Source organism: Pseudovibrio sp. Ad13 (assembly GCF_001623225.1).
In the GTDB taxonomy this organism is placed as follows: Bacteria; Pseudomonadota; Alphaproteobacteria; order Rhizobiales; family Stappiaceae; genus Pseudovibrio.
The window spans coordinates 95,394-108,216 of sequence record NZ_LMCC01000005.1 but is presented as its reverse complement, the minus strand read 5'-3'; the positions used below and the strand labels follow the sequence as shown (position 1 = coordinate 108,216).

The window sequence follows — 12,823 nt, the reverse complement described above, 5'->3', positions numbered from 1 at the left end:
TTTTATCACACGCGCAAAAAGAGCTTTTATGTTTGAGTGAGGATACAGTTTGTCTTCCTCTGCAAAACAATGATCGCTTGTTGCTGCAAGTCCCTCACCATACGGCTGCTCGATTTGAAATACAGCTGCCTTTTTACCTCTGGAACAGCGAGGGGCATTGCAAGCCTGTTAGCCTCATGAGTGCGCTGACTGCACTTATTACAGATAGTACAATCAGCGGTGAGCACAGCGAAAAGCAGTTTACGCTTTTATCGAGGGTGTTGGATAGTCATCAGGCTCAAATGCAAGCTTATGAGCTGGACGCCAACAACTCTCCTCATGCTGCAGAGAACTGGAATTTTCAGGACGCTGAGCAAGCGCTTATTTCCGGCCATCCGACCCATCCAAACCCGCGTAGCAGAGACGAGCTGACCAAAGCCGATGCCTTGTTGTTATCGCCTGAATTAAAGGGGCAATTTCCTTTATTCTGGGTCTTGGCAGATCGTTCGATCCTGGTTTCAGGTTCTGGTGTGCAAACAACTGCTTTTGACATGTGCCAGAACCTTGCCAAGAGTGATGAAACCTTGCCGGAAACACTGCGGACTAAAGTTGACAAAGGTTACGTGCCTATTGCCTGGCACCCATGGCAGGCAGAACGTTTATTGGCTCGTCCTCAAGTTCTCCGATGGATACAGCAGGGTTTTCTCAGACCCTATGGGTCAATTGGCAAGCCATTTGCAGCAACCGCATCAATGCGCGGAGTACACGCTTTCAAGGCGCCGTACATGCTTAAGTTTTCACTTTCCATGCGGCTAACAAACTCAAAAAGAGTACTTGCTCGCAAGGAGGTTGAACGCGGTGTGCAAATGGCAGAGCTGCTCTCAGGTGCTTTGGGGGACAAGTTGGCAAGTGATTTCCCAAATCTGACCATCCTTACTGAGCCCGGATATGTTGCTCTGCAAGATGAAGACGGCGGCGCACTGGAGGATAGTTTTGTAGTCTTGCGGGACAATCCGTTCCATGAACCGACACAAACCGGCCCCGCCATGCTCGCCAGTTTATGTGAACCTCAACTTGGTGCTCCATCCCCAATTGGTGACTTAATTTATAGGCAGGCGGCAAAAAAAGCACGCTCCCCTCAGGAATTGGCAGAACGCTGGCTGGATGCATTCATGCAAGTGGCTATCCTGCCTCTGCTTGATATTCGCGCTACCTACGGTCTGCTGTTCGGCTCTCATCAGCAAAATATGATGATTGCACTGGAAGATGGCATGCCCGCTCATCTTTATGTCAGGGATTGTCAGGGGACAGGTCACCTAACGACCCACCATGACATACTGTCTGCCTACGTACCTGACATTGGCAAAAATGCTGAAAATGTGGTCCCTCCTGAGCTTGGTGATGAGCTGCTTTGCTATTACGTGATTGTCAATAACCTACTCCACACCGTGAGCACTCTGGTTATTGATGGCTTGATGGACGAGGCCCGCGCCTATGACACGCTTCGCAGAAGATTTAAAGCTGCAGCTCAAAGTACAACCGGCGATCCAGCCTTTTATGACTATCTGCTGACCTCTCCAACATTGGTCAGTAAGGGTAACTATCGCACTAGCCTTAGCAACGTAAACGAAGCATCGGGCGACGGAGCTGGCCAGCTCGCAACATTCTTCAAAATAGCTAACCCATTTAATAACAAGAGAAATAGCGATGACATTGCATAGGATGCCTATTGGCTCATCACTTTCGATTGCCCATAAAACACATGATAGCTCCTCTGATTGCAGATTTGCTCAGGTTGTTACATCCGAAGATTGGAATGGCGGACAGCTAACCGTGTTGCGTGACACCAAAGCTTTTGCCTGTGCTCATCTGGAGAATGCGACAGAGGCAAACCTGAGTTTTTCATTCTATTTGAAAGGTTCTCAAGAAGAAAAACTAGAAGCAGTATTGTTGTGTCTGGAGGCATGCTTTTCGTCGCATTCAGAGATAGAAACTCTGAAAATCAGCCTGCCAGCAGATACTATTGATCCACGAGACTTGCCATTTCTTGCAGTAGCAAATGGGCAGTATCAAGTGTATCGCTCTGGCTTCTATCAAAACCCACAACTCTGGCTCCTTCACAGATCCACAGGTCGCCTTCGCACCGGTTTGGTCGAGGGGCCAGATGGTCGGGATCATCCATTAAGACCACCACATCCAACCGGGCTGTGCTACGAGCGTTATGACCCCGTTGCTGACGTGGTCGTATCGTTTCGTGCCGTTGACATAGACCGTGATCTGGACAGGTTTCATCGCTGGATGAACGATGGCCGTGTCGCATATTTCTGGGAGCTGGCAAAATCTAAAGATGAGCTGAAGGCGTACCTGGAAACATTACAGGCCAAACCCCACACCTATCCACTAATTGGTTGTTTTAATGGTGAGGAAGCAGGTTATTTCGAAACTTATTGGGTGCGAGAGGATCGGCTCGGCCCCTATTACGCCTCTCAAAGTTACGACAGAGGCTGGCATGGGTTGATTGGTGAACGCAGGCACCTAGGCAAAGTAAAAACCGGCGCTTGGTTGCGCGGGCTGACACACTATCTTTTCTTGGACTGCCCGCTGACTGATAACATAATGGGTGAGCCTCGGGTGGATAACGCCAAACTGCTCTCCTATGCAGATTCTCTTGCCTATGAAAAACTCATGGAATTCGATTTCCCGCATAAACGCTCGGCACTCATGTGCTGTCGGCGGGAACGTTTTTTTGAGGAGGTTCGTTTATGATCCTCAACAAACAGCATTGCAGCACAATGGTGGTGGACACGACGAGTCCCTCGCCCTTATGGCCAAAAGTCTGCCAGACAGCGCTCGCAAAGTTACTTAGTGAACTAACTTATGAAGAAGTTTTAAACCCCACTTGTACTGGCGGCGAAACTTTTGAGCTACGCCTTGCCTCAGGTGTACTCTACACGTTTCAGGCGCAAACCATGGTCTGGGGGAACCTCTGGGTGGATGCAGGCAGTATCACTCGGACTCCCGCATTGACACTACCATTGTCTCCTCTTCAATTCTCAGTGGATGCACAGGCCGAACTTGGAATGAGACCGGAAACACTGGCCACCTTTTTGCGTGAAATGTCCAACACTCTGCGTCAGGATTTATTTCTGGCTCAATCCTGCGAAGGTTATGATGCTGACACGCTCCTCCAGATGCAACCATATGAGTTACACGCGCTGCTGGAAGGGCATCCAAAAGCCGTAGCAAACAAAGGTCGCCTTGGTTGGGGAGCAGAGGATGTCGCCCGCTTTGCGCCGGAGAGTCGACAACCGATCGAGTTGTTATGGCTTGCTGCTCGCCGTGAGAACTGCGAGATCAGCGATAGTGATATCCATGCAGAAAAAAGCTTTCTGAAAGACACCTTAGGCGCAACTGAAATGGCGCAACTAATGGACACTCTGAAAAGCAAAGGAGGTACTCTAGAAAGCTACTGTCTCATTCCTGTACACCCCTGGCAATGGGATCATGTGCTCCAACAAACGTACATCAATGATCTACAAACAGCAGACCTGATCCTGCTGGGTACTTTTGGCGGACGCTATGTTTCGGGCCCATCTTTGCGGACGCTCACCAGTCTGGACCGCCCTGAAAGCCCAGATGTAAAGGTTGCTCTGACAATCCTGAACACGTCAGCATGGCGAGGAATTCCTGGAAAATACATCGCTCATGGAGCTGACTTATCTGAGTGGTTGGATGGAATTGTTCAATCAGATGATCACTTGAAGAATAAGGTTTTCATTCTAAAAGAACTGCGCGGTGTATGGTATCGCCATCCGTTTTACCAGCAGCTTCGCGATATTCCCTATCAGCATGATGAAACTTTGGGGGTAATCTGGCGGGAACCTGCAGACTACAAAGTGGGACCAAATCGCAAAGCTTATCTTTACGCTGCCTTGTTGCACAAAGATGGTTCAGGCGTTCCCCTGGCTGCTCATCTCGCGCAAAAGGCAGATCTTGATTTAGCGGATTGGCTGCAAAAGTTGTTTGAAGTCACCGTTGTGCCACTTTATCACATGCTCTGCGTATATGGGCTTGGTTTTATTGCTCACGGACAGAACATAACAGTTGTTCTGGAAGACAATGTACCTGTCGGTATGGCGATCAAAGATTTGCAAGGAGATGTTGATCTCGTAAATGAGGTTTACCCTGAGCAGTGCGATCTAAGTGATGAACTGCGCACATTACTGCCAGCAAAGCCACCAGCTTACATTGTGCATGACATTCAAACCGCTCACTTCGTCACGGTGCTCAGATTTCTGTCATCTTCACTGGCGCAAGCCGAGCAGATGACTGAGACATGTTTCTACCAAATTCTTACAGATACGCTGAAGAGCTATATTGCCGCTAATCCGGGATATGACGCGCGCTTTAAGACATTTGAGCTTTTTGCACCAACCATTCCTAAAGTGTGCATCAACAAGGTACGCTTTGAAATTGGATATGGTGACAGCACTGAACGCCCCTTGCCTGCGCTTGGTATAGATTTGAGTAATCCCCTACTCTGCTAAGATGAAAAGGCAGCTCTGCAATCTGATGGAGCTGCCTCTCTGCCTAATCTCTGACAATGAAGAAGTTGGCTAGAACCCAACAAGAAGCGATCAGAGGAGAGCTACAATCAACGAGTTTGTCGTCTCGCAGAAACGCCCCTCTTACAAATCAGGCTTGCGTAGCCATTGCCTGCTCTTCCAGAACAGCACGAAGTTGTTGTGTTGCCTCCCACAAATCTGCGTGTGAATGATAGAGCGGTGACAGACCAAATCTCACTGCATTCGGAGAACGGAAAGAAGAGGTTATGTTCTTCTTCTTAAGCGCTTCAACGATTTTGCTTCCATCTCCCGGAATGCGAACGCATACATGCCCGCCGCGTTCATCGTAATTTTCAGGGGACGCAAGTTGGACACCAAAATCACCGCATTGTTCTTTGATTAGTGTAACCAGTGTTTCACTCAAAGAACGATGCTTGGCCCAAACCTGATGCGGGTCAACCGAGTTCCAGATCTCTGCTGCACACCAAAAAATCTCATTTGCAATCACCTGCGGAGATCCGGTCATGTGGCGCAACACGCCTTCAGCTGGCTCAAACTGCTCAGAAAATGAAAATATATTTGCATGACCGATCCAACCAGAGATCTCCGGCCAAATCTTATTCTGATGCTTTTTGTTGATGTATAACCATGCAGGACCACCAGGACCGCCACACAAATACTTGTAACCACATCCAACCGCAAAATCTGTTTGTGTGCCCTCAACATCCAGCGGAATAGCGCCCGCAGAATGAGAAAGATCCCAAAGTGTTAATGCGCCTACAGAACGGGCTTTGGTGTTGATTTGCTCCATATTGAAACGGCGACCAGAGCGGTAATCCACTTGAGACAGATAAACGACTGCAACATCCTCAGTGATGGCATCAAGAATGTCTAAATCTGGGTCCGCATAGGCCACTTTCAGCTGGTCGCTGTGTGCGTTCTCCAGGCCTTGCGCTACGTGAAGGTTGGTGGGGAATGTGGTCGTCTCGCTCAAAATCACCTGGCGATCCGGGTTAAGCTTCAGTGCATCCGTCAGCAACTTAAACAGGTTTAGCGTGGTATTGTCATAGGCAAGCGTGTCTTCTGGAGCAGCGCCAATTAAACGACTTATCGCAGCACCAATTTGCATAGGCCGGGCCATCCAACTGGCCGCTGCCCAACTTGCACTGCGTTCATCCGCCCATTCACTTTGAAACACATGTGCAAGATGCGCCGGAACTGACTTTGGCATAGATCCTAGAGAGTTCGCGTCTAAATGTATGACGCCAGGCCGTTCTTCAAACAACTCCTTGCAGTGTTTGAGCGGATCGTTATCGTCAAGCGCTATAATATCTTGATAATTCACTGGATTTCCAATCTTCATAATAAGATGTATGGAGGCAGCGAAGCCGTTTAAGGGGTAACGTCGTGAAGCTTGGTCTCAAAGCCTCCCGGCAACGAGACTTCCAAAATCTCGAGATCATCAGAACCATTCAGCAGAGATGTTTTCATCGTTGGCGGTATGACAAACGCATCTCCAGCTTTCAATTGATGGGCTTTGCCCTCTTCATTGACCAGGGTAACGCTGCCTTCCATGACAAAAGAGAACAAGATATCCGAGGTGTGACTGGTAACAGCCCCAGATGGCCCCGTCGTTGCACGGGCGACTTGCACATTGGCAACCTGTTTTGTTGCTAAACCAATGCCTGTATCTCTGCATTCAAAGCCATCAAGGCGATGGGGCTGCCATATGGCGCTATCCAATTGATGATGAACAAATTTTTGCCCCTGAAACTCGCGTTCTGGGTTCACAGTTCCATTCGGCAAGTCCATCTCGTGATCAATGCTGGTGATATGTTCTGCGGGAACGCCAATTTCGATCACCTCAAGCTCACCAGAGGATTCCAGTACACGATGCCGAATCTCTGGAGGTTGGATAACACAGTCGCCAGCTTTGAGGATAAAAGGCTCACCTTGATCTTCATAAACAAGCCGGACCCAGCCGCGATAGCAAAAAATCAACTGAAACCCAACGGTATGATAATGCACCATATCCGGAACAGGGCCTGCATCTGGAATGCGGATGTGAGAGGCAATAATACTGCCACCCAGACGATCCGGGATCAGGTCACGATACTGCATACCAGCGCGGCCAATCACCCACGGATCATTGTCAATCATATGCCTGACAATGAAAGAGTGCTGGGTTTTGGGCATTTCCAGCGCAGGAGAGGCATCAACAATCTCAATCTTAGTGCCATTTGGCGCGATCAGTTCGGTTTGCCCTTCAGCAAAATCAGCAGGCTCTTTGCATAGCAAACGCAGTGTTCCTGGTTGCTCTGATGCACCTTTTTCCAGGCGCACCCGAAGACCGTGACCGGACATCACCGCAATAGCAGGATTATCAGCTGGGAAAATCATATCCAGCTTCATACCGAGGATCTTGCTGAAAAACGGCAAATCTTCCTTTAGATCGTTGGTTGGCAACCGAATTTCAGCAGATGCAATATGATCTGTCTTGGTTTCTAACTGTGCCACTTGACGTCCCTCCCAGAATTTCAAATGTGATAAATAAAATTGAACGCGTGGTGCTTATTCACCCTCACTTTTGATGTGCGTGGCATCAATCGTCGCGATTACCAAAATACGCGCCGGAGTATCACCAGCACAAACGTAAGCATGCTTCATTGAGCTATCGAAATAGATGGAGTCTTCTGCCTCCAGGAGCAGAGGGGCATAGTGTTCTGAATGCAAATGCAAGTTTCCCTCCAGCACAATCAAAAACTCTTCACCCGGATGAGCATGCAATCCGCCAACCTCTTCCAGAGTTCGCCCTGCTACAATATCAATGGCTGGGTTCATCATTTTGTTGGTGATGTCGTTACTCAACACCTGCGCACTATAGCGTTCTGTTTCCAGAAAAACGCCCTGCCCTTTGCGGGTGATGCTGCGAATGCCACTGCGAGCCGGACTTGCCGGGTTTTCAAAAAATGCAGACATATCTACATTGAGAGCTTGCGACAAAACATAAAGATTGGCAGCACTCATCAGCGTTTGATCATTCTCCACTCGGGACAATGTCGCCTCTGAAATTCCAGTCTGTATGGAGAGCTCACTGAGTGATAACTGCAATGCTTTGCGGAAGGTTTTCACGCGCTCGCCAATGTGCAGTTTCTCTTGCCTCTTCGCGTTCGTAGGCTTTCCAGAGATCGCTGCCGTATTATTTGTTTCACGTCGCAAAATAGATAACGCCTCGCTCATTTAGATTACTTGTTTGTTCGTGCATATAAGTGTTGTGCCACACAATAGAATGACTAATTTCATTAGCGCAAGAGAATTTCATAATTGAAATATGAAATAGCATTTGGCTCAGATGCCAGAACAAGTGAGTGACTTCTGATGATATCTCCCTACCATCAAAACAGGAAAACAGCTGTCTGTGAGGACACTTGCACTTCTGGAGAGGTGATTGACAGCATCTTGCGCATATGCAAGTGTTTTTACTTATTACGCCGTTTGTAGCAGTAAGAATCTCCGATATTGGAGGAGATAGCTGAAATCAATGAGGCCAAAGCCTTCCGACGGTGCAATGCAATGGGAGGGATTTATGAATAAGACTCTTTTGATGCTGACGACAGCAGCATGCATAACATTTGCAGGTTCGGCTTGGGCCGAAGATATTAAAGTTGGGGCATTGATGGGCGTGACGGGGCCTCTCGCCAACTTTATTCCACCAATCCTCAACGGGGCAAAACTGGCAGAGGCAGACGTGAACAAAGGCGGCGGTTTGTTGGACGGGCAAACCATGAAGCTTGTTGTTGCGGACAGTCAAGCATCTGCACAGCCATCGGTTGATGCTGCAGGTAAACTGGTAAACATTGAGAACGTTGTTGCGATCATGGGAGCACTGTCTTCTGGCGCAACCATTGCTGCGGCAAATGCGGTTGCTATTCCAAATGGCGTGCTTCAGGTTTCCCCAACAGCGACTGCACCAAGTATGACCAATTTGGAAGACAACGACTATGTCTACCGCATTGTTCCAAGCGACAACTATCAGGGCAAAGTGCTCGCACGCGCCGTTTTGGAGGAAGGCTTTAAAAAGGTTGCAATTACATATGTTAACAATGACTACGGTGTGGGCATAGGTAATACCTTTAAGGTTCAATACGAGAAGTTGGGTGGGGTCGTCACCAAATTCTCCAAGCATGAAGACAAGAAAAACTCATACCGTGGTGAGTTGGCGACCCTGGCATCCAGCGGTGCTGATGCACTTGTCGTTATCGCTTATGCAGCGGGCAGTGGCGCGAAGATCGTCAAACAATCATTGGAAAATGGCTTCTTCGAGAAGTTCATTGGTACAGACGGTCTGAGGGATGACATCTTAATTCAGCAAATTGGCGCAGAAGCTCTTGCCAGCTCCTTCTTTACCTCACCCAGTTCCCCGAGCTCAAATGCAGCTACAGAAGCGTTCCATGCCCGGTTTGACGAGACATTTGGCGGCGGATCTGACAAGCCATTTGTAGATCAGGCCTATGACGCTACCATGTTGATTGCGTTGGCAATTCAACAAGCGGGTTCAACCGATCGTGCCGCTGTAAAAAATGCGCTTCGTTCAGTTGCGAATGCACCAGGTGAGATTGTTGGCCCGGGAGAATGGGCGAAAGCACGTGAGTTGATCTCTGCGGGCAAAGACATCAATTACGAGGGCGTTTCTGGTGCCCACGAGTTTGATGAGAATGGAGATGTCGCAGGTTATATCGGCAAGTATATTGTCGAGGGCGACAGCTACAAGCAAACCAAAATCTTCAATTAATTCAGCCGTCTACCACAAGAGGTTGAATTTTACCGAGTAATGACCGGGCTCTTCTGGGCCTGGTCATGTTGGACCGTGTCATGACGGTGCAGTCAATGAGATTTTGGGAATACAAATGATCCAGCTTGAGAATGTATCAAAACGATTTGGTGGATTAACTGCCGTTCACAACTGCTCATTTTCAATTCCAACTGGCCAAATTACGGGAGTCATCGGGCCAAATGGAGCGGGTAAGACTACTGTTTTCAATATGATAGCCGGGCTACTGCAACCAAGCAGCGGACAAATTTTTCTTGATGGAGAAGACATTACTGCATTGCCAGCGCATAAGCGTCAGAGCAAAGGGCTTTATCGGACTTTCCAATTGGCGCACGAATTCTCACGCATGACTGTGGTTGAGAATCTGATGGTCGCAGCGGATGGCTCTATCGGAGAAAATGTACTCAATGCAATCTTCCGCCCCTCCGTCTTTCACAAGCAAGAGCATGCGGCCTACGATAAAGCTATGGAAACACTGCGCTTTCTGGAGATTGAGAAACTGCAGGACGAACTGGCAGGAAACCTTTCCGGCGGGCAAAAGAAGCTGCTGGAACTTGGCAGAACCTTGATGCAGACACCAAAGGTCATTTTGCTGGATGAGATCGGTGCCGGCGTCAACCGCAGCCTGCTCAGTAAGATCGCTGTGAAGATCCAACAGCTGAATGACGACTTCGGTTACACTTTCTGCCTGATCGAACATGACCTGGACTACGTCTCGCGGCTTTGCGACGAGGTTGTCGTACTAGCGCAAGCCACTGTTTTAACAACAGGAACCATCGAAGAAATCAAACGTGACGAACGCGTGGTGGAAGCTTACTTCGGTGGTGGCAAGTATGAGGATGTCCATGCCTGACCCAATTTTGAACATCCAAAACCTGACTACAGGCTATGGCGCAACGCCTATTATTCATTGCGTTGATCTGTGCGTTGATTTGAAAGGAATAGTGGTAATTGTGGGACCAAATGGGGCTGGCAAGTCCACTTTGCTGAAATCAATCTTTGCGCTCAATAAATACTTTTCTGGCTCCGTGGAGTTCATGGGGCGTTCGATTGTCGGTGTCAAAACGGCAGACCTCGTCCCTATGGGCATTTCTGCTGTTCCACAGACCAGCAATGTCTTCGCAAACCTGACAGTGCGTGAAAACTTGCAGGTTGGAACTTATGCAGCACCACCGAAAAATCCAGCTTCAACATTAGATATGATCCTGACGCTGTTTCCTGACCTTCGTGAAAAGCTAAACCAGCCAGCGGGGCAGCTTTCCGGAGGTCAACGGCAAATGGTTGCCATCGGAAGAGCAATGATGAGTGATCCAAAGCTGCTGCTGTTGGACGAGCCGACAGCCGGTTTGTCGCCTGCATATCTGGAACGGATCTTTGATATGATCCTGAAGATCAGGGAGACCGGTATCTCCGTGTTGTTGGTAGAGCAAAACGCCAAACAGGCGTTGCGCATTGCGGACATTGGATATGTGCTGGTGAACGGCAAGAACGGATATACGGATACGGGCAAAAACCTTCTGGCTAATGATGAGGTCCGGCATGCATTTCTCGGCGGAGGGCTGCCAGCATGATTGATTTCATCAACTATTACCTCATACCAGGCATAACTCTTGGCAGCATTTATGCATTGGGCGCTGTCGGGATTTCGATGATTTTTGGCATTCTGCGCTTTGCACACTTTGCTCATGGCGACTTGATGACAACTGGCGCTTACATCGCACTAACTGCTGTTTGGACACTTGGTGTTCCAGCACTTGCAGCTATTCCGATTGCCGTTGTCGGGACGGCTCTGGTGGCAGTGTTTTTGGATAAGGCCTTCTATAAACCACTGAGAGATCTACCCAGCATCTACACTGTCATCGCATCCTTTGGGGTTGCTCTTATTTTGCGTTCAGCCATCCAGTTATTGTGGGGCACGGACTCTCAAGTCTATGTGGTCGGCTTTCAAAAACCGCTGGTCTTTTTTGATAGTTTCCGCATCGCTCTTCGGCATATGCAAATCATCGCGTTTACAGTCGTTATTGCCATCACGCTGCATTTCTTCCTCTCGTATTCTAAAACAGGAAAATCCATGCGAGCGGTTGCAGATGACCCAGAACTGGCAAGGATTGCCGGACTGGATACGGAAAAAATTATTCGATGGACTTGGCTAATTGGAGGTGGCCTTGCTGCCATTGGTGGTGTGTTTGTGGGGTTGGATACGGACATCCATACAAACCTGGGTTGGAACTTGCTGTTACCTATGTTTGCAGCAGCTTTGTTGGGCGGAATTGGCCGCCCCTTAGGAGCTATGCTGGGAGGCTTGATAATCGGCGTTGCAGAAGAGATTTGTACGTTCCCGATCATGGAAATAGAGATCATCTCGCCCAGTTATAAGAGCGCAATCGCCTTTATCATCATGTTGGCGCTGTTGTTGTTCCGTCCGCAAGGCCTACTAAAAGGAAGGGTACTTTGATGGAACTCACAGGTCTGTTCTTCTATTTCGTTTCCTTCCTCACCATGGCTGGCATTTATGCTGTGATTTGCCTGGCGCTTAACATCCAATGGGGGTTTGGCGGCCTGTTTAATGCCGGGATTGCTGGCTTTTACGCTATCGGCGCATACTCAGCAGCTATTATCACTTCCACGGCAGCATCAAACAATGTTGGGGGATTTCAGCAACCCATTTTTGTAGGTATGGCCGTTGCAGCTGTCATTGCAGGTCTTGTTGGCTGGGGCATTGCACGGCTTTGCGTTTCTCTCAAAAGCGATTACCTCGCCATGGCAACAATTGGAATTGCAGAGATCATCCGACTTGTCATCGTAAATGAGGAGTGGTTGACCAACGGGAGTTTGGGAGTTTCCAACATCCCCCGTCCCTTTGAAGGGGTGTTCAAAGGGCAAACAGCCGAAATTGTCTTCGTTCTTTTCGTTTGGATAATTGTATTGCTGACTTATTTCATTTCTCAGCGCCTCCACAAAAGTCCGTGGGGCCGGGTTTTGCGAGCGATCCGCGACAATGAAGACGCAGCTGAATCCATCGGCAAGGACACTCACTCTTTCCGCACGCAAACGTTTGTGATTGGTGCCATATTTATGGCGTTGGCTGGAGCGTTGAGTGCGCACTATTTCAAGTACTTCAGCCCAGACGCAACTGAGCCAATCCTGATAACATTTCTTGCCTGGGTGATGTTGATAGCAGGAGGAAGTGGAAACAACAAAGGGGCTATCGCGGGAGCGCTGATCGTTTGGGCGATCTGGTCAATGACAGAGATCCTAACAGGCTTCCTCCCCTCCGAGTGGGCAACCCGATCCTCCTACATGCGCATGCTGCTTATTGGCCTATTCCTGCAGTTCGTTCTGCAACGATATCGCTCTGGCTTGCTACCAGAAAGAGCGCCAAAACTGGACAAGTTGAGACGCTCTTAGCTTGCTGGAGGCAGAAGGCATCATATTCCGCTATGAGCCC

General features: G+C 48.9%; 11 protein-coding genes. 8 read left to right on the top strand and 3 right to left on the bottom strand.

Annotated elements, in window-relative coordinates; all coding sequences use genetic code 11:
• Nucleotides 1-32 precede the first annotated feature (32 nt).
• Genes PsAD13_RS07330 through PsAD13_RS07320 form a run of 3 tightly spaced genes read left to right on the top strand, consistent with a single transcriptional unit; the run spans nucleotide 33 to nucleotide 4,526 of the window.
• Nucleotides 33-1,700 carry an IucA/IucC family protein gene (locus tag PsAD13_RS07330; protein WP_193777034.1) on the top strand — a complete coding sequence of 556 codons (1,668 nt, stop codon included), beginning with the start codon at nucleotides 33-35 and terminating at the stop codon, nucleotides 1,698-1,700.
• Entirely contained in the window at nucleotides 1,687-2,745 is a 1,059-nt protein-coding gene (locus tag PsAD13_RS07325) for a GNAT family N-acetyltransferase (protein WP_084404664.1), read from the top strand. Before PsAD13_RS07330 ends, PsAD13_RS07325 begins: the two co-directional genes overlap by 14 nt.
• Nucleotides 2,742-4,526, top strand: a complete 1,785-nt coding sequence (locus PsAD13_RS07320) for an IucA/IucC family protein (RefSeq protein WP_084404663.1) — start codon at nucleotides 2,742-2,744, stop codon at nucleotides 4,524-4,526. Before PsAD13_RS07325 ends, PsAD13_RS07320 begins: the two co-directional genes overlap by 4 nt.
• Nucleotides 4,527-4,674: 148 nt before the next feature.
• Here PsAD13_RS07320 and PsAD13_RS07315 read toward each other — a convergent pair whose 3' ends face one another.
• The 3 genes from PsAD13_RS07315 to PsAD13_RS07305 are packed head-to-tail and all read right to left on the bottom strand — an operon-like array spanning nucleotide 4,675 to nucleotide 7,784.
• A complete protein-coding gene (locus PsAD13_RS07315; protein ID WP_082831197.1) occupies nucleotides 4,675-5,907 on the bottom strand; it encodes an aminotransferase class V-fold PLP-dependent enzyme in 1,233 nt (410 codons plus the stop codon).
• A gap of 29 nt (nucleotides 5,908-5,936) precedes the next feature.
• Nucleotides 5,937-7,061: a cupin domain-containing protein gene (locus PsAD13_RS07310; RefSeq protein WP_063305135.1), complete on the bottom strand. Its 1,125-nt coding sequence runs from the start codon at nucleotides 7,059-7,061 to the stop codon at nucleotides 5,937-5,939.
• 54 nt (nucleotides 7,062-7,115) lie between these two features.
• Nucleotides 7,116-7,784 (bottom strand): XRE family transcriptional regulator, encoded by a 669-nt coding sequence (locus PsAD13_RS07305; RefSeq protein WP_063305136.1) that lies wholly within the window; start codon nucleotides 7,782-7,784, stop codon nucleotides 7,116-7,118.
• 346 nt (nucleotides 7,785-8,130) lie between these two features.
• On the opposite strand from PsAD13_RS07305, the gene PsAD13_RS07300 reads away from it, so the two are divergent.
• The 5 genes from PsAD13_RS07300 to PsAD13_RS07280 all read left to right on the top strand — a co-directional run bounded on the left by PsAD13_RS07300 (nucleotide 8,131) and on the right by PsAD13_RS07280 (nucleotide 12,783).
• Nucleotides 8,131-9,336 carry an ABC transporter substrate-binding protein gene (locus PsAD13_RS07300; RefSeq protein WP_063317741.1) on the top strand — a complete coding sequence of 402 codons (1,206 nt, stop codon included), beginning with the start codon at nucleotides 8,131-8,133 and terminating at the stop codon, nucleotides 9,334-9,336.
• Nucleotides 9,337-9,451: 115 nt separating this feature from the next.
• Nucleotides 9,452-10,228, top strand: a complete 777-nt coding sequence (locus tag PsAD13_RS07295) for an ABC transporter ATP-binding protein (RefSeq protein WP_063293621.1) — start codon at nucleotides 9,452-9,454, stop codon at nucleotides 10,226-10,228.
• Nucleotides 10,221-10,946, top strand: a complete 726-nt coding sequence (locus tag PsAD13_RS07290) for an ABC transporter ATP-binding protein (protein WP_063293620.1) — start codon at nucleotides 10,221-10,223, stop codon at nucleotides 10,944-10,946. The genes PsAD13_RS07295 and PsAD13_RS07290 overlap by 8 nt, the downstream gene beginning before the upstream one ends.
• On the top strand, nucleotides 10,943-11,830 hold the full coding sequence (locus PsAD13_RS07285) for a branched-chain amino acid ABC transporter permease (RefSeq protein WP_063306471.1): 888 nt from the start codon (nucleotides 10,943-10,945) through the stop codon (nucleotides 11,828-11,830). Before PsAD13_RS07290 ends, PsAD13_RS07285 begins: the two co-directional genes overlap by 4 nt.
• Nucleotides 11,830-12,783: a branched-chain amino acid ABC transporter permease gene (locus PsAD13_RS07280; protein WP_063293618.1), complete on the top strand. Its 954-nt coding sequence runs from the start codon at nucleotides 11,830-11,832 to the stop codon at nucleotides 12,781-12,783. The genes PsAD13_RS07285 and PsAD13_RS07280 overlap by 1 nt, the downstream gene beginning before the upstream one ends.
• Nucleotides 12,784-12,823: the final 40 nt, after the last annotated feature.

Coding starts and splice junctions, on each gene's coding strand:
- PsAD13_RS07325 (WP_084404664.1), top strand. CDS start 1,687: ATGACATTGCATAGGATGCCTATTGGCTCATCACTTTCGATTGCCCAT.
- PsAD13_RS07320 (WP_084404663.1), top strand. CDS start 2,742: ATGATCCTCAACAAACAGCATTGCAGCACAATGGTGGTGGACACGACG.
- PsAD13_RS07315 (WP_082831197.1), bottom strand. CDS start 5,907: ATGAAGATTGGAAATCCAGTGAATTATCAAGATATTATAGCGCTTGAC.
- PsAD13_RS07305 (WP_063305136.1), bottom strand. CDS start 7,784: ATGAGCGAGGCGTTATCTATTTTGCGACGTGAAACAAATAATACGGCA.
- PsAD13_RS07300 (WP_063317741.1), top strand. CDS start 8,131: ATGAATAAGACTCTTTTGATGCTGACGACAGCAGCATGCATAACATTT.
- PsAD13_RS07295 (WP_063293621.1), top strand. CDS start 9,452: ATGATCCAGCTTGAGAATGTATCAAAACGATTTGGTGGATTAACTGCC.
- PsAD13_RS07290 (WP_063293620.1), top strand. CDS start 10,221: ATGCCTGACCCAATTTTGAACATCCAAAACCTGACTACAGGCTATGGC.
- PsAD13_RS07285 (WP_063306471.1), top strand. CDS start 10,943: ATGATTGATTTCATCAACTATTACCTCATACCAGGCATAACTCTTGGC.
- PsAD13_RS07280 (WP_063293618.1), top strand. CDS start 11,830: ATGGAACTCACAGGTCTGTTCTTCTATTTCGTTTCCTTCCTCACCATG.